The following is a 22,819-nucleotide window of genomic DNA, read 5'->3' on the forward strand; positions in this document are numbered from 1 at the left end:
AGCCCCACCAAGAATCGCTCATGGGCGAGGACAATCGCGCCAAGGCCATCGCCTTCGTCACCTCCCCGTCCCCAAGGCTCCGTTGAGTGCTGCGTGCATACGCGCAGCGGAAGTTCCTGCTTGAAATCGCGGGCTGAAAGGGAAGCAAGCTGCAGCGGGATCCGGAGCGGGTTGACCCCCCGCAAGGGTGCTTATACCGTCACGCGGCTCATGAAGGCCCTTTCTCCACATCCCGCCGGGGACCACACACCGGTGGTTCCTGATTGGGACGACGTCCTCGGCCCGGTCCGGGACCACCTCGGGCAGGTGGGACGTCGGATGGACGACCAGATTGCGCTGTTTGAGCCGGAGATCGCCGGGCTGGCCCGGCACGCCTTGCAAAGCCAGGGCAAGCAGCTGCGGCCGGCCATGGTCGCGCTGGCGGGCGGGGCGGTGGGGGTGTGTTCCGACGTGCATGTGACCATCGGCATGGTGGTCGAGATGGTGCACCTCGCGACCCTGGTTCACGACGACGTCATGGACGGCGCCGGCCTGCGGCGCAGCCGGCCGACGGTCGGAACGCTCTGGGGCAACCAGATTGCGGTGCTGCTGGGGGATTGCCTGTTCTCGCACGCGATGAAGTCGGCCGCCGCGCTGCCGGCGGACGATATTTTCCGGTCGCTGGCCCTTGCGGCGAACGCGGTCTGCACCGGCGAGATTCTCCAGAGCAACCGGCGCCGGCGATGGACTCTGGGTCGAACGGAGTATCTGCGGATGCTGGAACTGAAGACGGCGGAGCTGTTTGCCGTGGCGGCCGAACTGGGGGCCCGCCATGCCGGGGGCACACGGGAGCAACAGGCCCTGCTGCGCGAATACGGGCTGGCGGTGGGCACCGCCTACCAGATTTTCGACGATTGCCTCGATGTCTTCGGTTCTGAGGACGCCGCCGGCAAATCCCTGGGCACGGACCTCGCGACCGGCAAGCTCACCCTTCCGCTGATCCTGCTGCTCGAGCAGGCCTCGCCGTCGGACCGGGCGGAGATCGAGGGCTGGCTCAACCGGTGGGAACCCGGTTACACCGTCGGGCTGCGCGCGCTGCTCGACCAGCATGGCTGTCTCGCGGGCTCCGCCCTGGTGATCGAGGACCTCCTGGCGCGGGCCCGAAACGTGATCCAGGCGCTGCCGCCATCGCCGGAACGCGACGCCCTCGGAGGGTTGACCCGGCGCATCACGCGGCAAACCGCCTTGCTTGCGTCCTAGCGTTTCCCTTTAATGGCCCTGCGCATGGATCCGGACTGCACGCCCGCAACGCTCTGCAGCGAAGGCACGCCGGAGGTCGCCGACCGCACCCTGGTCGCGCGGGCCCAGCTCGGGGATGACGGGTCCTTTGAGGAACTCATCCGGCGGCACCAACAGCGCATCTACGGCCTCTGCTATCACCTGACGTCCAATCACGAGGACGCCACCGACCTGGCCCAGGACGCGTTCGTGAAAGCGTGGAAGGCACTGAAGGCGTTCAAGGGGGATTCAAGCTTCTACACCTGGGTTTACCGCATCGCCTACAACGGCGTGCTCAATCATCTCAAGCAGCGGCGGTACCGGACACCCCACCTGAGCCTCGACGACCTCGACTTCAACGCGGAGCACAATCCGGATCTCGTGGAGCTGGTTTCGGAAAAGACGCCGCGTCGCGAGGCCGGCCTGATCGAGCTTCAGAAAAAGTTGAACGAGGCGATGCTGAAGCTGTCTCCTGAACATCGCGCTGTGGTGACGTTGCACGACATTCAGGGAGTTCCCCATGAGGAGATTGCCCGCATCATGGACTGCAACCCCGGCACCGTGCGATCGCGTCTCTTTTATGCCCGCCAGCAACTGCAGGCGTGGTTGTCCGATGTCAGCCCGTGACCATGGATTCGCCCGAGAACTCCTTTCCGCAATTGATCCGCCGGTTGCACCTCAAGCGGTTCGAGGTGCCCCCGCCCGGATTTCATCGAAGGTTTCGTGCGCGGGTGATGACCCGCATCGAGATGGAGCGTGAGTGGGCGGCCCAGCCGTGGTGGCACCGGGCGCTCGCGGTGCTGATCCTGCAGCGGGGTCTGGCCGTCGCCAACGGAGTGGCCCTCGCCGGCGTCGGCTTTCTGGCAGTGGCCACCTACCACATCGCCAACACGTTTCTGCACGAAGAGGACGAGGGCCAGGTCTATGCCGCGCTGCCGGTTCCGGCGCTGTCCCACGCCAACAACGGATTGCTCCGATTTTCCCACAGCGATCCGCTGCTCATCGTGGAGAGCCTGGAGGGGGCCGCGTCGGATTGGGATGCCGTGAGTGACGACTCCCAGGGGGTCATCCGCGCCAGCGACCCCGCCAGGGGCGTGGAAACACGGCTCCACGGACCCGCATCGTATGAGCCCCCCGCCGTGCTCTTCAGTGTCCCTGCTTCGCTGAATGCGCTGCCCCAGGAACCCAAGCGTCTCCAGTTCATCCTGGACGGCCCTGTGGGCCAGCCGCGGCGGCGGTAGCCGGGGCGGTGCTCTCAGCCACCCGAGGCTCGAATTTCCAGCGTTGAGCACACGGAAGGCCATGAATGGTTCCACCCGCGGCTGCCTGATCAGCCTGATCACCGTTTTCACCCTGGTGGCGGCACCTCCCGACGGCCCATGGCCCCTGTGGCCCGGAGAGGCGCCCGGGGAACGCGGCGGGATCGGCGAGGAGAAGGATACCAGCAAGCCGGGCGAAGGTCTCGTTGCGGGCCGCCCGTTGATCCGTCTTGGGAATGTCTCCAAGCCGACTCTCCAGATCTTCCGTCCACCGGCAGATCGCGACACCGGCGCCTCGGTGCTCGTGTTTCCCGGCGGCGGTTACTCGATCCTCGCGCTCGACCTGGAGGGTACCGAGGTGTGCGACTGGCTGAATGGCATCGGAGTCACCGGCATCCTGTTGAAGTACCGGGTGCCCAAGCGCGAGGGACAACCCGCCCACCAGGCCCCGCTTCAGGACGCACAGCGCGCCATTGGCCTGACCCGTCATCACGCCACCGCATGGGGGCTGAAGCCCGACCGCATCGGCGTCCTCGGATTCTCGGCCGGGGGAAATCTTGCGGCGCTCGCCAGCACCACACACGCGGAACGGACCTATCCACCCCTGGACGCCGCCGACGCCGTCAGTTGCCGGCCGGACTTTGCCATACTCATCTATCCGGCCTACCTGACGGACAAGGACCGGGGCGACCGCATCCGTGCCGAATTGCCCGTGAATGACCGGACGCCGCCCACCTTCCTCTCCATTTCCCAGGACGATCCCGTGCGGGTGGAGACGGCACTGGGCTACGCCTGGGAACTGCAACGCCATGGCGTGCCCTTCGAACTCCATGTCTATCCCACCGGAGGCCACGGGTATGGGCTCCGCCGCACCGACAATCCGGTGACGACCTGGCCCGACCGCGCCGCCGACTGGATGCGCGCCAGCGGATGGCTCGACCGCTGATCCAGGTCCCGACCGCAAACGCGAAGCGTGCCGACGGGATCGGACCTTTCCGGTGGGCGGTTGAGCCGGCAGAATTCGCGCATGGTTCGCCGGTTTTTCAACGGAACGCGCTGCCGCTCCCTGACCTCGTTGGCCGTCGCGATCCCGGTGGGGATCGCCGCGGCGGTTTCGTCCCTGGCACAGGGCGCCTCGGAACCCCCGCCCCCACCCCATGCCTCCCCGCTGCCGGCGGAGATTCAGCAGACCACCTTCGGGTTGCCTCCCGGCTTCGTTGCCGAGTTGGTCGCCGCCGAACCCGACGGCGGCAAGTTCGTCGCCCTCCAGTTCGACCATGCCGGACGCCTCTGGGCGATGACAGCGCTGGAGTACCCGCTTGATGCCAACGAGGCCGGTGAAGAGGCGCGCGCCCTGTTTGCCCGGGGCGGGCGCGACCGGGTGGTGGTGTTCGATACACCCACCCGCCCCGGCCGACAGCAGGCGCGCACCTTTGCGGACGGCCTGGTCATGCCGCTGGGACTGCTGCCCTACCGCGGCGGGGCGTTCGTCCAGTATGGACCGGAAATCCGCTATTACGTGGACGCCAACCGCGACGGCCGTGCCGAGGGCTATTCGACCATTCTGGGCGGCTTCGGGATTGAGGATTCACACCTGTTCCCCCACCAGTTCACCCGGGCTCCAGGCGGCTGGCTGTGGCTGGCGCAGGGGGCGTTCAATTACTCGGAGGTCCGGACCTCCGACGGAAAAGTGACCCCGTTCAACAAGACCAAACTGGCCCGGTGGCGTCCCGACGGCAGCCGCTTCGAGATCATCGGGTGGGGTCCGTGCAACATCTGGGGGCTCGTCCTTGACCTCCATGGGGAGGCGTTCATCCAGGAAGCCAACGACCAGGGGTGGCCCCTGATGCCGTTTCTCGAGGGGGCTTCCTATCCCCTGTGTGGCGACGATGTCCCGCGTCCCTACGCCCCCCCCTTCCCGAAGACCGGCGGCCGGGAAATGGGGGGTACCGGGCTGAGCGGCCTGGCGCTGAGTGAGGGAGCGGACTCGTTTCCCGGGGACTGGCGGGACGTCTTTTTCGTCAACAACCCCATCACCCGAAAAATCCAGGCGATCCGCCTGCATCGCTCCGCGGACCCCGGGAATTCCGCCGCCGGTCCGCGCGCCTACGGCAACGGGTGGCAGTTGGAGCATCTGCCCGACTTCGCGCTCAGCAGCGATCCGTGGTTCCGCCCGGTCGCCATGACGTTCGGTCCCGACGGCTGCTTGTATGTGGTGGACTGGTACAACCAGATCATCTCGCACAACGAGGTCCCCCGGAAGCATCCGGAGCGCGACAAGGCCCGGGGAAGAATCTGGCGGTTCCGGCATCAATCCCAGCCGCACCGGATCGAGGTTCCCAACCTGTATGAGGTGCCGGAAATGGACCTGCTCCATCACCTCGCAGCCGTGAGTACCTGGGAGGCCACGGCGGCCTGGCACGAGATCGTGGACCGCAACGCCGTGGGGTTGGCCCCCGGGCTGGCAGCCGTTCTCGACGATGCATCCCGTCCCGCCGACCTCAGGATCCGGGCGCTCTGGTGCCTGGAAGAACTGGGGCGACTGGAGCGCCCTCACATCCTGACCTCGCTCGCGGCACCCGAACGATCGCTCCGCCGGGAAGGCCTCAGGGCGGCCGCCACGCTGCCGGCCACCCGTCTTCCGGCCGACGAGGCGGCTGCGCTCGCGCGGCAGTCCCTGGACGACTCCGACCGCCTGGTCCGGCAGGAGGCCATCCGCTGGCAGGTCCGGATGCTCAACGAACCGGCCGCCGCCGGACCCGTGGCGATTGCGGCGGCCGGAGCCTTGATCCAGGCAGCGGCCAGTCCCCCACCGGCGAGCGATGCCCGGTACTCCGCATATTTCGACGCATTCGAGGCCTACCTGATCCGGCGCGGACTTGAACAGGCCCCGGAGGCACTGGACGCCTGGCTGGCATCCCATGGAGCGGCAAAAGGCGAGGCCACCGCGTTTGCCGCACTGGCCCGCGGCGGCGCATCCGGGGCGCGACGACTGGCGGCCCAGTGGCCGGGACTGGAGCGGGCACCGTCCGGCGACGAGCTCATGCTCCTCGCCGCCAACGCCGGCGACCCGGTGGTTCGATCGGTCCTGGAGTCCGCCCTCGCAAACCCATCCGCTTTGCGCCAGATCCACGCGCGCCGGGCCGCATTGGAAAGCGGGGACGCACTGGCCCGCATCCTGGAGCCTGCCCTGAAGGCGCTCGTGGTTCAACGTTCGGACCCCGAAAGTGAGGAACTGATGATTCAGCTCGCCGAGGGGTTCCGGCTCACCGGCCTGGAAAATGAATTGATCGCCGCGGCCACGAGAACAAACGCCGGTCCCGCCATCCAGGCCTCCGCGCTTCGGGCGCTCCGCGCCTCCGGTTCCACGCGGCTCGACGTCTTCCGACAGCGCGCCCTCAGTGCCCACGAACCCGTGCGACGCGAGGCCGTGGCGGCCCTGTCCTCGTCGCGCAGCGACGAGGCCGTGGCATCCCTGCTCGAGCTCTGGGCCACCCTGTCGCCCCCATTGCGGCGTCAGGCCGTGGACCGCCTCACCCAGTCCCCGGGATCCGCACGCCAGTTGATGGCCGCCGTGGAGGAGGGCGCGATCGCCCAGGAGGAACTGAACGGATACGCCCTTGAACGTCTCGCCGTCGTGTTGCCCGACCATCCCAGGATCCGGGAGCTGGAGGCGGCCCTGGGCGCCTCCCAACGCCCGGTCCTCCGGCTCGATGGCACGGATGAGGCCTACGTGGCCACGAACCTCTCGCTGGAAGGCCCGTTCACCGTCGAAACCTGGGTCCGCCTCGACCCCCCGATCGGAAACCAGGATTCGATCCTGGGCGGCGCCGACCAGCTGGACGCCAACTTTTACGACGGACGGTTCCGCATCTGGATCGGTGGCGGTGTTCACGACATCGCCGTCGCCCGGCGTCCTGTCACCGCGGGCCATTGGACGCACGTGGCCTTCACCCGCGACGCGGAAGGGTACTTCCGCATCTACCTGGACGGCGCGCTGGAGGCCACCAGCGCCGGGAGGGACAACCGGAAGTTCACCGGGCTGGATGTGGGACGTTCGAACGTCCCCGGGGGCACCGCGGGACAGCTGGCCTATTATCGGATCTGGAGTCGTTGCCGCGACGAGGCCGAGGTGCAGACGATGGCCGGCTCGGACATTCCCGGGACCCTCGGGGACCTTTTGTATCGCAGCAGCGGGGAATCCTGGGGCAGCACCGCCGCCGGTGCGCGCGTCGAACTCACGGGTGATGTTCCGCCGGTGCTCGACGCCGCAGCGGCGGCGGCCCTCGAATCCAGGTTCGCCCGCTACCGGGCGCTTCCCGTCAGCGAAGGAGACCGGGAATCCGGACGGCAGCAATTCATCGCGCTCTGCGCCCCCTGCCATGCCATTGGCGGTGACGGGGGTCGCATTGGTCCGGCCCTGGACGGCGCCGGAGCCCACGGGCTTGAGGCCCTGCTCCGAAACCTCCTGACTCCCAATGCCGCCATGGAGGCCGGATATCGGCGCTTTCGATTGGAAACGGTGGAGGGCGACGTGATCGAGGGACTGCTGGTCTCCCAGGATGCCGACTCGGTGACCCTGCGGGTGCCGGGAGCCGAGGATCAGCGTCACCGGCGATCCGATCTGCGACGCGCCTCATTCCTGCGGGACAGCCTGATGCCGGAGGGCCTTCTCGAGGGAATCGAAGATTCGAAGGCACGCGATCTCCTGGCCTACCTCCTGGATCGGCAATAGCCCTGGCCTCCAGCCGTCTCAGGAACAGGGTTGACCCGCGAACGCCGGAAGGCACCGTCCTGTATCCCCGCATGTTCGTCCTCTTCTCCAGCGAGCCCCGCCGCGTCCCGGCGGCGTTCCTGAGATGGCCTTTCATCGGCGTCCTGTGGGCCGGTTTCCTGACCGCGGTCCTCTCCGAGGAAACTCCCTGGCGCTGGTACTGGTCGAATCCACGGCCGCACGGAAACAACATTGCCGGGTTCGCCCACCATCCGGACCACTCGGTCATCCAGGTGACGGGACAGGGCCAGATCTACGGCCGGAATGCGTTGGGCGACTGGGATCCAAGGGAATCAGGCACCCGCAAGGATCTTCGGGGAGCGGCCTTCTTCGGGAACCGGCTCCTCGTGTCGGGCGAGGAGGGATTGATCCTCTGGTCGGAGGATGCGCAACGGTTCCAGCAGCTCCAACTCGACACGACGGACTGGCTGGAGAGCGTGGCGGCTTCGGACGCGATTGCCGTTGCTGTCGGGGACCATGCGGCAATTTTCCGGAGTGAGGACGGCACGAACTGGGTCCGGCAGCAGGTGGGCTTCACCAACTGGCTGCGGGGTGTTGCCTGGGGAGGAGGCGTGTTCGCTGCCGTGGGTGATGCCGGATTGATTGTCACCAGCGAGGACGGCACCGAGTGGACGCTTCGGGAAACGGCCGACGGGAACGGCGCAGACCTCAATGGCGTTGCCTGGACCGGCAACGGATTCGTGGTGGCTGGCGACCGGGTGAACGGCGGAGGCACCGTGATTTTTGGCAACGCCTCCGGAACCTCATGGGTTCGCCAGACCCAGAGCGGGGCCACCGGGAATTTGCTGGCCGCCGCCGCCGCCTCCCCGTCCTCCCGACTCGTTGCCGGGGAACAGGAGGTCCGCCTCGCCTCCGGCTCGGCCGTCATCCTTTGGTCCGACCAGACGGCCCCGCCGGGCGGGGCCCCTGTCCGAACCTATGATGCGGCCATCGCCAGCAACCGGACCTACCTCCTGGGTGGACGCACCGGATTGCTGGTGGACGGGGTGCAGGTGTCCCCCGATCCCGGGCAGACCGAATGGATTCCCTACCCCAGTCCGCCCCGAAACTGGCTGTTCGACATCGTTCCGCACGACGTCGTGTCCACCAATGTGACCGCCAGACTTCTGGACGACCGGCCGGTGTATTCGGCGACGGTGGTGACCAACCAGTTCTATCTCGCTGCAGGAGACCTTGGAACCCTGCTCACCTCGGAGTCCGGAGTCCTCTGGAGCCAGATGCCCAATCCCACCAATGCCGCCGAACAGGTCTACCTTGCCCTCGCGGCATCCCGCCCCGGGCTCGTTGCCGTCGGCAGCGAGGGTTTGATCTCGTTCAGCCCCGACACCTACCTCGAGTTGGTGACCACCAATGAATTCGTCAGGGAAGATGGCACACCGATCGAGGTGACCGTCACCAATGAGGTCAGCACCCTGGGGATCGTCTGGCACGAGGTGCCTCCGCCGACCGAACTCGATCTGCTCGCCGCGTGTGCGGATTCCCGCCGCTTCGTGATTGCGGGCCAGTCGGGTTACGTCGCCAGCAGCACCGACGGCACCAACTGGATCGCCGGCCTCAGCGGCACCTCGCTGGCCATCAGCGGGCTCGCCGCCTGGCAGGATGGCTACGTGGCCGTCGGCGAGGACGGACTGATCCTGACGAGTCCGGATGCCGTCGCGTGGACTCCACGGATCAGTGGAACCACCAACTGGTTGTTCCGGGTCCGCTCCGCCCCCGGACAGCTGGTGGCCGTGGGACGTGGAGGCACGCTGTTGACGAGTCCCGACGGAGTCGCCTGGACCCTCCGGGATTCCGGGGTGACCAACGGGCTGAACGACGCCGTATTTACGATCCGTGGCTGGTTCGTCGCCGGCAATCAGGGGACCCTGATTCACAGCCGCGACGGCGTGATGTGGACCCTGGATTCCGACCTCATCACCGGAAAATCGCTCTACGGACTCGGCACACGCGGCATTCAGCTCATCGCGGTCGGCATCGAGGGCATCATCCTCCGCACTCGACTGACGCCGTATCTCAATCCGATTCAGTTTGCGGAGTATCCGCAGGAGCCGGGGGATCGGGTCTTTGTGTTTCGAGGCGAACTCGACCAGCGCTTCAGCCTTGACCGGGGCGCCTCCGTCAACACGATCCGGCCTGGTCCGGTGTTGACCATCACGGAACCGGACGGATTTCGCTTCTACGTGGATCCACTCCGGGACGATCTCGACGCCCAATTATTTGTGGCCCCCAACGACCCGTAGACGTCGGCGATAGCCCGGCAGCAGACGCCGCGGCATCCAGACTTACGGCACGAACGAACAGCGGAATTTCCGGATCCGTGATGGCGATGATGAACCGGGAAGCCTGAGGCGAAGCGACCACCAGCGGGCCCTCGCTCCAGGACTCGAGGTCCGGGGACATCTCGACGCAGTAGGCGGCCCCCGGAACTCCGGAAAGCGCGAGCTCCAATCCATCCATCCCCACATCCAAAACAGACAATCCGGCCCCAGACTCTGGAGCGACCGGAAGCGGCTCCACCGCGAACAAAAACTGGGACGGCAGCGCCGTTAGGTTGGTGGACGCCCCGGCAAGCCTGCCCTCAGCCTGAAAGCTGACCTGATAGAACCCGTTGCTGGAAAACCCCCAGTTGTAATGGCTGTGCCCCCCGGGTGACGTCGCGATGACGTCCTCGGGACCCAGCCCGTTGCGGCTGTCCATGGAGATCTGCAGGTTGCCGACCGCATCCGTCCTCCAGGCAAAGAACGCACCCGCCGCCTGAACCGACGTCAACCGGATTTCCGGATCCTGGCCGAAAACTCCGCGCGGAAGGCCCTCCCCGGAAGCCCCGAGATAAAGCAGTTGCGGGTCCTGGCTCTGCGGGAGGATCCAGAACGGTGAACCCGGCTCACCCAGCTCTGGGAATCCCTCCGGGAGCTGCAGCCCGGCGGCCGCCCGGACGACCAGCACGACGTTGGTTGCCATATAGTTGGTCCGTCCGTCGCTGTCGTAGAGGGTCACGAACAGCTCGTTGGTGCCGCCCGGCGAGTAATTCACACGGAAGTCCACATGCTCCATGTCCAGAACCACCCGGTCCCGGAACGCGGATCCCGACGCCGTCGTCACCGCAAGGATGCCAAGGGCAAGCCGGATCCACCGTTGGGGCAGGTTCCTGGCCTTCATTGTTGCAGTCGCCGGATCGCCAGCAGCGAGCCCAGCCCGAAGAGCGCCAACAGATAGGTCGAGGGTTCAGGGACCACCTCGAATTGGAAGGCAACGGGACCTGACGTCACCAACCCCTCATCCACATGCACCCCGGAGGCCTCCAGGAAGACGCTGTAGCTTCCGGGCTGGGAGAATCCCCAGTTGTAGTGTGCGTGGCTGCCCGGGGACACGGCAACCCGGTCCCCGTCCGAGATCCCGGACGCGGAATCCATGAAGACCACCGGGTTGCCGAATGCGTCGGTGTTCCAGAGATAGAAATTTCCCGGCCCCACCACGGATTGGAGGGATACCGTCAGGCTCCCGACCCAGTCCGGGGCGTCGAGCTCCTCGCCGCTCAATCCCAGATAGAGCAGGCCGGGATTCTCGACGGCGGGCAGCACCCAGTTGGGCGTGCCGGCCGGTCCCAGGAAGCTGAAGGCCCCGCCGGGCGAAAGTTGCAACGACCCGGCGCCGACCACCAACACCGCCTCCGAGGGCTCGTACTCGATGTCCTTCTCCTCATCGTGCAGGTGGAATCCGAGGAGGCCACCCTCGTAGGCGATCCCGATATCCACCTCGCCGGTGGTGAGGGGTGTCGCGGCATTGGAGACGGCAACGACGGCCAGGAGGCCCGATGCGACTGCTTTGAGATGGCTGGAGTTCATTGGATGGAATGAGATCAGAGGATTTCAGCAGAAAAATTCAGTCCGGGGGGCGGGCAATGTTCTCACCGAGGTCCACGCGTTCCTTGAGCTTCCGGGCGTCGAGTGAAAGCACGTGACCGCACGCATACAGGTAGTTTGCCGCGCCGCGGGAATGATCCGAGGCGGCGCGGCCCGTGCGGTGCCGGTCGGGCTGGATGTCCTCCAGCACCGCAGTCCAGCCCTTGTGCCAGTTGCGCGAATGGGTGTGGTCGGAAAATAGGCTGAGCTTGTCCGGATTGTCGGAACTCTCGAACGTCAGGATCGTTTCCACCGGCCGCTTCAGGGCGTTCAGGTTGCGATAAGATTCCAGCACCCGCCCAAAGGCATCCCGCCGGTCCACGGCGACATACTCGTTGGGCACGTAACTGGTGGATTGATGGGCCACCCGCTCCTTGCCGAGGGCGTCGGACGGGCAGACGCGAACCCGGTCGGTGTTTCCCAGGTACGGTCGCAGGGTGAAAATCCAGGATTGATTGGTGCCCACGGCCTGGTGAGTCGTCTCGGGAAACAGGCCGCCGTGGTCGTCGGCATACATTTGGATGCCAAGGCCCATCTGATGGAGGTTGGACTGGCACACCGCCCGATGGGCCCGCGACCGGGCCGAAGCCAGCGCGGGCAGGAGCAATCCGGCCAGCACCGCAACGACGGCGATCACCACCAGCAGTTCAACCAGGGTGAACGCGGCGCGGCGGGTGTGGTGACGAACAGCGGTGGAAGACATAAATCAAACGATGGGCCGGAGCCTCCGGCGATCTCAGAGGGCCCGCGAAATTCGGGGGCCGCCCAACCTCAAGACGTCACTCCGGACGCCCGCCAATATTCCCGGCATGCGCCAGGATCCGGTGAATCATCCCACGGGTGGGGCACGTCCCGGAGGCCCGGGATCCCGCCGTGGATCCACCCGCACCAATGCGGTCGAAGTCCACAGGGTTCGGCCTTGCCTGCATGGTGTCAGGTCCGGCGGCGCCATGTCGCCCGTCAGGACCTGCCCCATGGCCAGCAAGCAGACCGCGCACGGAGGTGTCGCGCCTTCCGAGGGATCACCGTCACCGGAATGGGCGCACCCTGAATGGGCCGTCGCTCCCTCATGAACGCTGTCATGCCACGCCGAATGGCCGGCCAGCGTCCCGACAATCGCAACCAGCAGCGAAAGCACTCCCGCGACCAACCCGGCCGCAAGTCCCCTCCCTGACGCTGGGATTCGCGAGTGCAATGTATTTGCAGTTGAGCATTGATGGGAGGCCATGACAAGACGAAATCATGCGTACGCTGCCTCATGGGCGGCCGCTGGATCACGACTTCTGACAGGGTGCACCGCCGCGACAGGGGACCGGGCGCGCAGCGGGCCCGATCACCGTGCGGTGCGGCGTGTCGCGCCCCCATCCCTATCCCTTGTACACAATCAGCACCCCAAAGTCGGTCAACAGCTTCTGGGTTCCCATCTCCACATAGCTATAGTTGATCGTCGTGATGCTCACGATGTTGTCCTCGCCGATCTTCCCAAGGGCCTCCGTGACCGTGGCATCGAAGTGGTCGTGCCCGACTTCCTTGCAATCAATGTGCCGGATCGTCCTGACCCTCAGGCGTCGCGTGCCGTCCTTGGCGGCCGCTTCGAGGGGCGGATTGGCCTTCTTGATGAGGGCCTCCACCGGACGCTCGCTGACGGGCACGGCAAAATGCTTCTCCTCCTTCGCGGCCGCCGAGGAATGCGAGGCGTTCCCGACCTTCATGTTGGTCACGTCCGGCTGCGGAATCGTGATGGCCTTGCTGCAGGAGGGACACGAAATCTGCTGGCCGGACGCATCGGCATCCACCTCAAGCTGTTGATGGCATTGAGGGCACTTGAAGACGATGTCCATGACGGAAGGGGTTCCGGAGAACGGTGTATCGAAAAGCCCAGGCGATGGGAAGCGTGGGGCTTGGGAAGTGTCCGCTTTCCGCACCCCGTCAGGATGCGGGCAGCCGTGGCAGCCGGTGGAGTGGTCGGCCGTCCCGCTTCAGCACAACAGCCCGGGGACCGAACTCAAGGACCAGGGCACCGCCGTCCTCGGCGTAGTGCGTGGGTACCCCAAATGCGGTCAGCCGGGTGCGCACCTCCGGACGCACCCGGCGTCCAATGGGCGGTGCACTGGAGGTGACAATCACCAGCCGCGGTCGGAGGGCCTCAAGCAGTTCCGGCATGAGCGGCTCGCCCTCCCGCGGCAGGCCGGCAATCACGACGTCGGACTCCAGCCCGGGGGATCCCCGCGATCGTTCGAGGAGAGCGCGCTGCGCGGACCGGCCGGCATGGGACATCAGAAGAATCTGTTGCCCGTGGATGCGGCGGGCCAATACGAGGGAGGCGTCGTCCGCCGATCGCAACGGCTCTCCGGCAGCCGGAGCCAGGACCGTCCAGCCCGCCACCCGGTCTCCCGCCCGCACATTGCGGATCGCCAGGCCGAGGGAATCGGCCAGCGCCAAACCCGACCGATAGGCGGGCGAGCGGAGGCGTCGGTCCGTGATCGCAATCGTCCGGGGCTGGAATCGCCGGAGGAATCCGGGCAGATCCCCGATGCGCGCGGCGTCCGCCTGGCCGATGGCGAGCAGCGGTGCCGAGTTCCATCCCTGGGCGTACAGAAACGGGGTCACGACGGACGCCCCTGCCCCGACGCTCCCGGTGTTGATCACGAGATCCTCGGACCGGCCGGGGGCGTCAAAGACGAAGGCCTCCCCGGCCGCGAGGCACGTCAGCCGGGTGATCGGTGCCCGTACCACAAACAGGACGCCGGCGATCGTCGCGAGCGCTGCCCCCGCCAGCAACAGGGTTCGGGCGCGACCGGGCGATGGCCACCGCCCCTGGACGAGGGCGATCAGCACGAGAGCGTAGGGAAGCCACCACACCCAGGACGGGGCGGCGACATGCCACACGCCACCGGGGAGCGCGGCAAAGGCTTCACTCAGCCGGACCATGCTGTGCATCCAGAGCCAGGCGCTGGCGTTGAACACCGCGGCCAATCCCGGCCAGAGCGGGCTGACCAGCAGCGAGGCCGCGCATGCCGCCAGCGCAAGGCCGGCCAGCGGCACCACGCACAGATTGGCCAGGAGGGCCACCGGAGTCAGGAGGTGGAAGTGTTGGACTGTAAACGGCAGGGCACCAAGAAACGCGGCCACGACCGTTGCCACGGACGTCGCCAGCCGGCGGAATGGAGCATCCAGCCACTGCTGCCAGCGGGGGCGGAGGGCATCCGGCAGGAACGGATCGGCATTCCACCGGAGTGATCGAAGCAGTCGCGATTCCAGCGCCGGCACCAAAACCGCCAGCGAGGTCACGACTCCGAAGGACAGCTGGAATCCTGCCTGGAACAACTGGCCCGGGCTCGGGACAAGAATCACAAGCGCCGCCAGACCCAGCGAATTCAGAAGATCTGCGGGCCGGTTCAACACCCAGGTGCCCGCGATGACGCTCATCAGCAGGGCCGCGCGCATCGAGGACGCCTGCCAACCGGTCGCCGCAACGTAGAACCACAACAGCGGCATCAGCGCCACCGCACTCGCAGGACGCGGGAGCCCCGCCACCCGCAGGAGTCCCAACAGGAGCGCCGCCAGCAGTCCAATGTGCAGGCCGCTGATGGCGAACACATGGCGGGTGCCGGCTTCGAGGAACGTGGTGTCCAGGTCGCCCGGGATGCCGGTCCGCCAGCCCAGCATCATCGCCGGGAGCAACCGGGCCGCCTCGTCATCAGGCAATCCCTTCGCCAGGGCGGCCCGTGCCCAGGGCAAGAACCGATCCGACCAGGGCGGATGGTCCGGGGACCCCGGAACCGGGGTCCAGTCCTCCACACCGGAGGTCTCCAGCACGCGCCAGACCCCCTGGTTGCGCAGATGGCGGCGATAGTCAAAGAGGCCCGGAGCGGCCGGCCCCGACGGTTCGCGCAGGACCCCGGTCACCGTGACCTGACGCCCCCGGCACAGCGCCGCCGGGAACACGCCACGGGTGGTTGTCATGACCGGACCCGAGACCGGCATCCAGCCGGTCCCGGACTTCTTCCAGGCACAGGTCTCAATCCGGACCAGGGTGCGTCCGACCGGGATTCCCCGGCGTTCCTGCAGGCGAAGCGCCGGCGTGGCGCCGATCACACCGCGCAACTCGACCAACTGGGGAGCCGGTGGGACGATGCGCCGAAGGTCGGTCGGGGACACCGGGGTGGCATGCAACGCATGAGCAAGGCCTCCGGCCGCCGCCCAGCCCATCCAAAGGCCCGGGATGCCGACGCGTCCCGGAAACACCGCCACCACCAGCAAAGCGCCGGCGGCAATCAGCCAGGCCCCCGGCGGCCGTCCCAGCCAATCATCGGCGAGAATGCCCCCGGCAAAGGCCAGGGCGGGTGGCAGCAGGGGATGGTTCATCGCAGTCCGCAGCGCGCAGGCCTGCGGACCTCCATTCAAGCGGCATGGCCCGGCGAACCGGAGACCGCCGATCTCCCCAGTTTTGAGGAATGGCCTCCGGGCCTTCGGCGCGTCATCGCAACGGATGCCGCCAACGGCGCAGTTCCTCCAGGTAGGCCTCGGGGAACCCGCAATCCGCCGCCTCTTCAAGAATCGGGTCCAGGTACCAGGGTGCCGCGCGGCCCGGACTGGAATCCGTCGCCTGATAGATCATCACCGGCCGGCCGGGCACCGGCGACGCATTCAGCACCACTGCGTCCTTGGAGTACAACCCGCCGGGCAGATCCTCATAGACGTCGAGTGCAAGTTCATCCTCGACCGGAAGCTCCCAAAGCCGGCCGTAAACCTGTGCCCCGGACTCCGGCACCACCGTGGCCCAGCCGGCCGCATTGATCCGGAATCTCCAGCCCGACAACGCGCCGACGCCCACCGGACAAGACCGCGGACATCGCAATCTCATCTGGCGGACGACCATGTTGGAACCGTATGCGAAGTGCAGTGTGCCCACAGTGTGGGGAGATTGAGCCTCAATGGCGGTCCAGACGCCACCACGGACATCCCGCCATATTGCCGCGCTTCTACGACAGGGATCACCTCCCGATCGTTCGCTCCCGTCGGGCCTTGGGTTTCATGCGGCGTCCGATGGCGCCGTCGTGGAGACCCGTCACCGGATCACGAGGCGATGTCCCCCTTTGGCGGCTGCGACCCCGCGGACCGACACGTCACCCACGCGACGCATTTGCCGGGCCGTCGTTCCAACGCCGTCACACGTTGCTGCCGCTCCAGCCGAACTTGTGCCGCAGCGTTGCAAAGAAGCTGTCCCCTTCGAGCCGCACCAGACGGATCGTGCGCCGGCTGCGCCACACCGCCACCCGGTCCCCGGGCGTCAGTTCATCCTGCTGCTGGCCGTCGGCGGTGACCGTCGCCGTCAACCGGTCGCTGACCAGCGTCATCTCCACGCGGGCGGCCAGATTCAGAACCAGCGGGCGGATGCTCAATGTATGCGGACAGATGGGGGTCAGGATCAGCACTTCGGCGTCGGGACTGACGATCGCGCCCCCGGCGGCAAGCGAATAGGCCGTGGATCCCGTGGGCGAACTGACGATGAGGCCGTCGCAACGGTAGCGGGTCAGCAGCTCGCCGTTCACCTCCACCTCCAGTTCGATGAGGCGGGACGCCTGGCTTCGCGAGAGCACCAGTTCGTTGAGAGCGAGCAACGGTGCCAGGGCACCACCCTTGCGCACCTCGGCCTCGAGCAGCGAGCGCTCCTCGAGGGTGAACCGTCCGCTCCAGACCCGTCCCAGCGCGGCGACCACCCGGTCGGGGGACACGGCGGTCAGGAATCCCAGGCTGCCCAGGTTCACCCCCAGAAGCGGCGTGGGCAGGCCGGCAATCTCCCGGGCGGCGCGCAACATCGTGCCATCGCCGCCGAACACGAGGATCAGGTCGGTGGATCCGGCGAGATCGGCCATGGACGGCGTGGTCTGGATCCGGCCCCCCAGCATCGGAGCACTGGCCGCGTCGCAGGCCGGCGTGCGCCCCGCACGACGGATCGCCGCGATCATCCGGCGCGCCAGCGGCCCGGCATCGGATTTCTCCGGGTTGACGATCACACCGATGCGGCGCATGCGCTGGAGGGACGGCTTCACTGGGAATCGGACCGAACTGCCGGGAACGCCGCCGTCCCGACGCCGCAGGATGCTGGGAACACCGTGCTGCCAACCCACCGTAAGCCGGGAACCCCGCGCGGGACAAATGCTTCCGCTTGGATCGGCATATCAGGAGAGAGACGCTCCTCCCTCCCCGATTTTGATTGACAGTCAGCGCCGTCCCCACTCACACACGGCGCTATGCACGGGAAGGGGAACGGCGGCGGTCGCGTTGCGTCGGTTGATAAACGCGTACCTGACCTCGGGCCCTCCATTTGGGCCCTCCATTTGGGCCCGGCCAGCCTTGGCCATCGCCACCGAATCCGGCATCCACGCCCGCGGCGAGCAAGCCAAGGTTTGGGGGCCGGCTTTACGCTCATCGAACTCCTCGTGGTGATCGCCATTGTAGCGATCCTCGCCAGCCTTCTTCTCCCGGCCATTAGCCGCGGCAAGGCCCAGGCGAGAAAGATCCAGTGCCTCAATCACCTCCGACAGTACGGCGTCTATCTCGGCCTTTACCTAGCGGACCACAGTGCGTATCCGGCGGGTTACCTCGGCAACGTCCGAATCTCCGACCCCATCATCCTTCATTTTCACGGAAACCCGGAGGACCCAAAGTCAGTTTCGGAAGCGCGCCACCGCCAGACCTGGAAATTGCTCTGTCCGATAGCCAATCGGCGCACCGTCCGCTGGTATGAGTACAACGAATTCGCCCGCACCCTGGACCGCTACGAACCCTACCTCGGATTGGGGGGACAGATGAACCGCCCTCCCCTCGCCCGGATCGAGGCGATCCGCGAGACCGCTGTGGTGGCGCCCGCCGACATGATTGCCTTCACCGAGGTCGTGTCATGGCGCATGGTCCCGCTCGATCTGAACAGTTGGGTTACCGAGTATCCCCGCCCTCCTCGGGACCGGCAGTTCGGCCTCCTCAACTCAGGCAACAGCCGGTTCACCGACGCCAATTACCCCCATGCCTCCGGGTTGAACCAAGTCTTCTGCGATGGCCACGTCGAGTTCCGCAAACAGGAGGACCTCGAACGCGACTCCGACCGCAACCGGAGCCGCTGGCTATCCGACAACCGGCCCCACCGCGAGCTAAGGACTCTCCGTGGGACCGTGCCTCGATAGGCGTTCCTCAGGCGGCGAGAAGGGAACAAGGGGACAGGTCATTGGGAGCCCCCAGTCGTGTTCCGCGGAGCCGGTCGCTCGTGGAGTCCACACATGCCGCACCCCGCTGGCACGCGCGGTTCGGCAGAGCCTCACTTCATCGGGTGCTGCCTGCTTGATTGCCTCGACTGCAATACGCCTGCAATAAACGGCAGGACTCGCGGCCGCGGGCACCAACGATCGAAACAAACCACCCCAAACACCCGCCCCTCAGCCCCATGGCCACCGCCCCCTCCCCCGTCCCGTTCCCCCTCGCGATGGCTCAAGTGCTTGTCACGGGCGGCGACCTTTCCGGCAACCTCGATCGCGCCCGGCAACGCATCGCCGAGGCGGCGGCCCGGGGTGCCCGGATCGTTCTCCTGCCCGAGAGGCACAGGGGGACAGGTCATTGGTCGTGGGACGCAGCAAGCGAACCAACGGCGACTTCTTGTCAATCGCAAGCCATGGGTGTGCACAACGAAAAGGTGTACCGCTGGCCGTCCCGTTTCTGAGGCTATCCTCCGGCTGAGTGTCGAAGACGCCCCATCTGTCAAACGTCAGCCTTAACCGGTTCCGTTGTAAACACTTCAATGAAGGAATCCAAAAGTCGTGATTGTTTGATTTGACAAAACCATCCGAAGATGAACCCAATCTAGACACCAGCCCTTAAACGCCATGAAAGCTCCCCCATCAAGTTCAAGCTCCCCCATCAAGTTCAAGCTCCCCCATCAAGTTCAAGCTCCCCCATCAAGTTCAAGCTCCCCCATCAAGTTCAAGCTCCCCCATCAAGTCTCAGGCCCCCTCTCTCTCCAGCCCGCTCTTGCATTGGGTGGCAGTCCTGATCTGCGTCTCCACCCCAGCGCTTAACGCTCAAACCCTTGTTTCTCCACTTTTTCCGCCACCCTCCACTCAGTTGCTGGCCTCTGGTTTGGGTGACATTGAGAGCGGAATCGTGCTTGGCCCTGGAGACACCGTCTACTTTGCGTCCCGTACGGGGTCCGCTTCGACCGTTCACGCCCGCAACGCTTCGGGTGCCGCCCGCTGGCAATGGTCCAGCACCCACCGAATCTTCTGTCCCCCGGCGGTGAACGCCACCGGAACGGTGCAAATTCCGGCCGGTTCACGGCTGTACCTCGGCACCGATGCCGGAGTACTCTTTTGTCTCAATACCGATCCTGCTCTGACCAGGGTCAAGTGGCGGTACCCGATAGCTGGCACGCTCGCTGCTCCGATTCGAAATACACCCGTGGTGGATATGGCCAACCCCAGTGGCCCCACTGTGTACTTCCAAGGCAACGACAGCCAGCTATACGCGTTGGATGCCAATACGGGCGCTCTCCGCTGGTCCGCCATTTCAGGCAATCAGCAACCGAGCCCTGCAACCGGAACCTACGGAACACCGCCGGTGATGTTCCACCCCGAGCCTTGGAGCTGTTCCCCGGTGGTGGATCATCAGGGCCGGGTGGTTGTTGGCACATCCACCGGCAGGATTTGCGCTTTCAACCGCGTGACCGGCGCCCTCGACAAAGAGGTGCAACTACGTCCGCATTTTCAAAACAACGCCGTTGAGATCGAAGCCGCGCTCGCCGTGGGAGCAAATGGCTGGATCTACGCAGCGACCCGGCGTTTCCAGCACAATGGCCAAAATCGCCAGGTGCTTGTCGCCGTGGACTTCACCCAGTGGCCCGGATCCATGATTCGATGGACTCGCGACATTCCGAGCAGCGATGGAGATCCGGGCTCCCCAGGCTTGATCTCGGGTGTCATCGCGGATCGCATGGGTTACGTGCATGTGACCGAGTTCGGCCACCGCTATGTCGTGGTCAATGGCACCTCCGGTTCCATCGTCTCGGACTGGAGCCAGTTGTCGCTCAGCGGGAAGCTGTGCGCCACGCCCAGCCTCACGGAAGACGGGGTGGCCATCGTCCCGATGTCCGACATGTTCCCGAACGATGGCATCAATTCCTGGGGGGTCGTCGCGCTGCGCATCTGCGACAGCGGCAACAGCCCGCCGCTTTGGAACTGGCACGCGACCGTTTCGGGCGCCCAGACCTTGAATTTCGTGGGCTCACCGGCTATTCGCAACGACGGCCGAATCATCATCGGCGACTCTGCGGGGCGCCTCTGGCGGATCAATGCCGCCACCCGACTGCTGGTTGCGGGTTGGCCTTCCCTGCAGGGCGGGAATGCCCGCGGAGGAGTGGGAGCGCCTGCAACGACCCTGATCGAAGAATTGAATCCGATGGTCGGCGGCGAGGCGGCCAACAACAGCGCGGTGCGGTTGGACCAGGCAGGGAGGGCCCTGGGGCTGGCGCATGGCACGCCCTACCCGTACAGCGGCCCGACTGGCCAATACGGTGCCGTCTGGGACTTCGGGCAAGTCAAACTTGCATCCACAGCACCGGGCTACGGCCTCGCCAAGCGGGTGGTGGGCGGAAACCAAATGGGCCTCTTTGCCGGTGGCTCAGGCACGAACGCACTGAGCCTGTGGCAGAATGGTCTCCCCGGGGTGCCTACCTACCTGACGCTACCGGCCGGATTCACGGGCGCCAGCGGAGGGCCATTCATTACAGGAATCGGCGACTACGGATTCGTTTGCGGTTACGGCAGCGACGCTCAATCCTCGGGCTTCACACGCGCCGCATTCTGGCGGTTGGATGTTGGCAGCGGCAGTTGGGCACCTCAAAAGGTGTTCTTTTTCGGCTTTGGAAACGTCGTGGTGAACGGCATCACTGCCACCGGACGACTCTTCGGCAAGGCGCAGTTTTCAGGTTCAACTTATACAGGGTTTCTCACTGACGCTGAGCCGAGTTCAATAGAGGACACTGCCAACTTTGGCTCAATTTCCGGCGCCAGTGACGTGTTGGAATCTTCAGACCAGGGAGGCACAGTTGGTTGGACCCAATACCCCGGAGGTACCCGGGCGTTTCGGGTTCCGGCAGGAGTCAACAGCCCGGACCTGAATCTTTACCAACTCACCGGATTGGGTGGCGCAAACTCCTCTGCCTGGGGGGTCAACTGCCTGGGTTATGTTGTCGGTCGGTCAACGCTACCGTACCAGACCCAGAATCGAGCAGTTCGTTGGCGGCCGGGAATCCCCACCCCTCAGGATCTCAACTCCTCCCTTCCGCCGAACTCGGGGTGGCTTCTGGAGAACGCGATCAGCATCTCCGATCAGGGGGTCATTCTTGGCACGGGATTGCGCAATGGGCAGCCGAGGCTGTGGCGCATGCGACCCCAGTGATTACTCGGGAGGTCGCCCCATGAATGCAGGGTCGAACACGCGCGCCAAGGCTTCAGCTTTCACCTTGATTGAGCTGATGGTCGTCATCGCGATCATCGCGATCCTGGCTGGGTTGCTGCTGCCGGCCCTTGCCCAGGGCCGCCGAAGGGCGGAAGGCGTGGTCTGCCTGTCGAACCTCCGCCAGATCACACTGGGATGGTCGCAGTACGCCCTGGATAACCAGGATTGGTTTCTCCCCAACGATCCCTGGGGAGGATTGCCGCCCTGGCGTTCGTGGTGCCCGACCCTGATGAATTACGGCCAACGCGATGGGACCAACGTATGGTTTCTGGTCGGCGACCATCCCTATTCTCTGGGCCGCTACCTGGGCTCGCATCCATCGGCCACCACGGCGCGAGTCTTTAAATGCCCCAGCGATCGTACTCCCACCAAAATCGGAGCACGAAACTATCAGAGAGTCCGCAGCGTTTCTCTGAATTCCCGGGTTGGAACCAAAGTAGGCGAGAGTTTGACCGGACTTATGGGATTTGAAAAGCAAACGGACCTGGATCGTATTCGACATCTGCGTCCCGACCATTTCGTTTTTGCAGATGAGCATGCTGATACAATCGGGCCCCCAGGGTTCTATTTGAATTTTAATATCGGAAAACAAAGTTTCCCCAGTCTGCCCTCCAGCCGGCATGGCGGTAGCGGCACACTGAGTTTCATGGACGGCCGTGCGGAATTGCATCGGTGGCTGGAGCCCAGCACCCGGCCGCCGGAAACCGGTGTTCTCCGAATGGGATCTGGAAATGTCTATCCCAGCCGGGATTCTCTCTGGATGCTCGAGCGCTATTCCAAAGGTACGGCCGCCTTTGGAGATCCGTGAAAGGACAGGGCACCAAGGGACAGGTCATCTGTGCTGGCTCGCTGACTCCGTCCCTGGCGGATTTCACCCAGTCGTGTTCCACGGGGCCGGTCGCTCGTGGAGTCCACACATGCCGCACCCCGCTGGCACGCGCGGTTCGGCAGAGCCTCACTTCATCGGGTGCTGCCTGCTTGATTGCCTCGACTGCAATACACAGCCATCCCATAGGAAATGGGGTGAAAAAGGGCTGAGTTGACGTTTTGCGGGCGGGCGACGCAGCCTGTCGGTGAATGAAAAAGCATCTCAACTT

Annotated in this window: 17 protein-coding genes; 9 read left to right on the forward strand and 8 right to left on the reverse strand. The window is 65.6% G+C overall.

From position 1 onward, the window contains the following. Window positions 1–210 precede the first annotated feature (210 nt). From KF791_19320 to KF791_19345, 6 genes are all read left to right on the forward strand, one after another. Window positions 211–1,239: a polyprenyl synthetase family protein gene (locus KF791_19320; GenBank protein MBX3734732.1), complete on the forward strand. Its 1,029-nt coding sequence runs from the start codon at window positions 211–213 to the stop codon at window positions 1,237–1,239. Window positions 1,240–1,263: 24 nt separating this feature from the next. Further along, window positions 1,264–1,884, forward strand: a complete 621-nt coding sequence (locus tag KF791_19325; protein MBX3734733.1) for a sigma-70 family RNA polymerase sigma factor — start codon at window positions 1,264–1,266, stop codon at window positions 1,882–1,884. Window positions 1,885–1,886: 2 nt separating this feature from the next. Beyond that, complete coding sequence (locus KF791_19330) at window positions 1,887–2,498, forward strand: hypothetical protein (protein ID MBX3734734.1); 612 nt, start codon at window positions 1,887–1,889, stop codon at window positions 2,496–2,498. Window positions 2,499–2,559: 61 nt separating this feature from the next. Further along, complete coding sequence (locus tag KF791_19335) at window positions 2,560–3,462, forward strand: alpha/beta hydrolase (GenBank protein MBX3734735.1); 903 nt, start codon at window positions 2,560–2,562, stop codon at window positions 3,460–3,462. A gap of 81 nt (window positions 3,463–3,543) precedes the next feature. Next, a complete protein-coding gene (locus KF791_19340; GenBank protein ID MBX3734736.1) occupies window positions 3,544–7,251 on the forward strand; it encodes a hypothetical protein in 3,708 nt (1,235 codons plus the stop codon). A 71-nt stretch (window positions 7,252–7,322) separates the two neighbouring features. Then, window positions 7,323–9,551, forward strand: a complete 2,229-nt coding sequence (locus tag KF791_19345) for a hypothetical protein (protein ID MBX3734737.1) — start codon at window positions 7,323–7,325, stop codon at window positions 9,549–9,551. Here the strand turns inward: KF791_19345 and KF791_19350 are convergent. From KF791_19350 to KF791_19380, 7 genes are all read right to left on the reverse strand, one after another. Then, a complete protein-coding gene (locus tag KF791_19350; GenBank protein MBX3734738.1) occupies window positions 9,463–10,470 on the reverse strand; it encodes a choice-of-anchor M domain-containing protein in 1,008 nt (335 codons plus the stop codon). The two genes, KF791_19345 and KF791_19350, sit on opposite strands and share 89 nt — an antisense overlap. After that, complete coding sequence (locus KF791_19355) at window positions 10,467–11,156, reverse strand: choice-of-anchor M domain-containing protein (protein MBX3734739.1); 690 nt, start codon at window positions 11,154–11,156, stop codon at window positions 10,467–10,469. Before KF791_19355 ends, KF791_19350 begins: the two co-directional genes overlap by 4 nt. A gap of 37 nt (window positions 11,157–11,193) precedes the next feature. Further along, window positions 11,194–11,916: a DUF1559 domain-containing protein gene (locus tag KF791_19360; GenBank protein MBX3734740.1), complete on the reverse strand. Its 723-nt coding sequence runs from the start codon at window positions 11,914–11,916 to the stop codon at window positions 11,194–11,196. A 664-nt stretch (window positions 11,917–12,580) separates the two neighbouring features. Then, window positions 12,581–13,054: a hypothetical protein gene (locus KF791_19365; protein MBX3734741.1), complete on the reverse strand. Its 474-nt coding sequence runs from the start codon at window positions 13,052–13,054 to the stop codon at window positions 12,581–12,583. Window positions 13,055–13,142: 88 nt separating this feature from the next. Beyond that, window positions 13,143–15,581, reverse strand: a complete 2,439-nt coding sequence (locus KF791_19370; protein ID MBX3734742.1) for a ComEC/Rec2 family competence protein — start codon at window positions 15,579–15,581, stop codon at window positions 13,143–13,145. A gap of 112 nt (window positions 15,582–15,693) precedes the next feature. Next, window positions 15,694–16,080: a gamma-glutamylcyclotransferase gene (locus tag KF791_19375; GenBank protein ID MBX3734743.1), complete on the reverse strand. Its 387-nt coding sequence runs from the start codon at window positions 16,078–16,080 to the stop codon at window positions 15,694–15,696. Window positions 16,081–16,384: 304 nt separating this feature from the next. Then, window positions 16,385–17,125, reverse strand: a complete 741-nt coding sequence (locus tag KF791_19380; GenBank protein ID MBX3734744.1) for an NAD(+)/NADH kinase — start codon at window positions 17,123–17,125, stop codon at window positions 16,385–16,387. 345 nt (window positions 17,126–17,470) lie between these two features. Here KF791_19380 and KF791_19385 point away from each other — a divergent pair, with 345 nt between their 5' ends. Continuing rightward, a complete protein-coding gene (locus KF791_19385) occupies window positions 17,471–18,400 on the forward strand; it encodes a type II secretion system protein (protein ID MBX3734745.1) in 930 nt (309 codons plus the stop codon). A gap of 131 nt (window positions 18,401–18,531) precedes the next feature. Here KF791_19385 and KF791_19390 read toward each other — a convergent pair whose 3' ends face one another. Further along, window positions 18,532–18,828 (reverse strand): hypothetical protein, encoded by a 297-nt coding sequence (locus KF791_19390; GenBank protein MBX3734746.1) that lies wholly within the window; start codon window positions 18,826–18,828, stop codon window positions 18,532–18,534. Between the two features lie 542 nt (window positions 18,829–19,370). Here KF791_19390 and KF791_19395 point away from each other — a divergent pair. Together KF791_19395 and KF791_19400 are read left to right on the forward strand one after the other, a co-directional pair. After that, complete coding sequence (locus KF791_19395) at window positions 19,371–21,662, forward strand: PQQ-binding-like beta-propeller repeat protein (protein ID MBX3734747.1); 2,292 nt, start codon at window positions 19,371–19,373, stop codon at window positions 21,660–21,662. Between the two features lie 19 nt (window positions 21,663–21,681). After that, complete coding sequence (locus tag KF791_19400) at window positions 21,682–22,530, forward strand: prepilin-type N-terminal cleavage/methylation domain-containing protein (protein ID MBX3734748.1); 849 nt, start codon at window positions 21,682–21,684, stop codon at window positions 22,528–22,530. Window positions 22,531–22,819 lie beyond the last annotated feature (289 nt).

It is taken from the genome of Verrucomicrobiia bacterium, assembly GCA_019634635.1.
GTDB lineage: Bacteria > Verrucomicrobiota > Verrucomicrobiia > Limisphaerales > UBA9464 > UBA9464.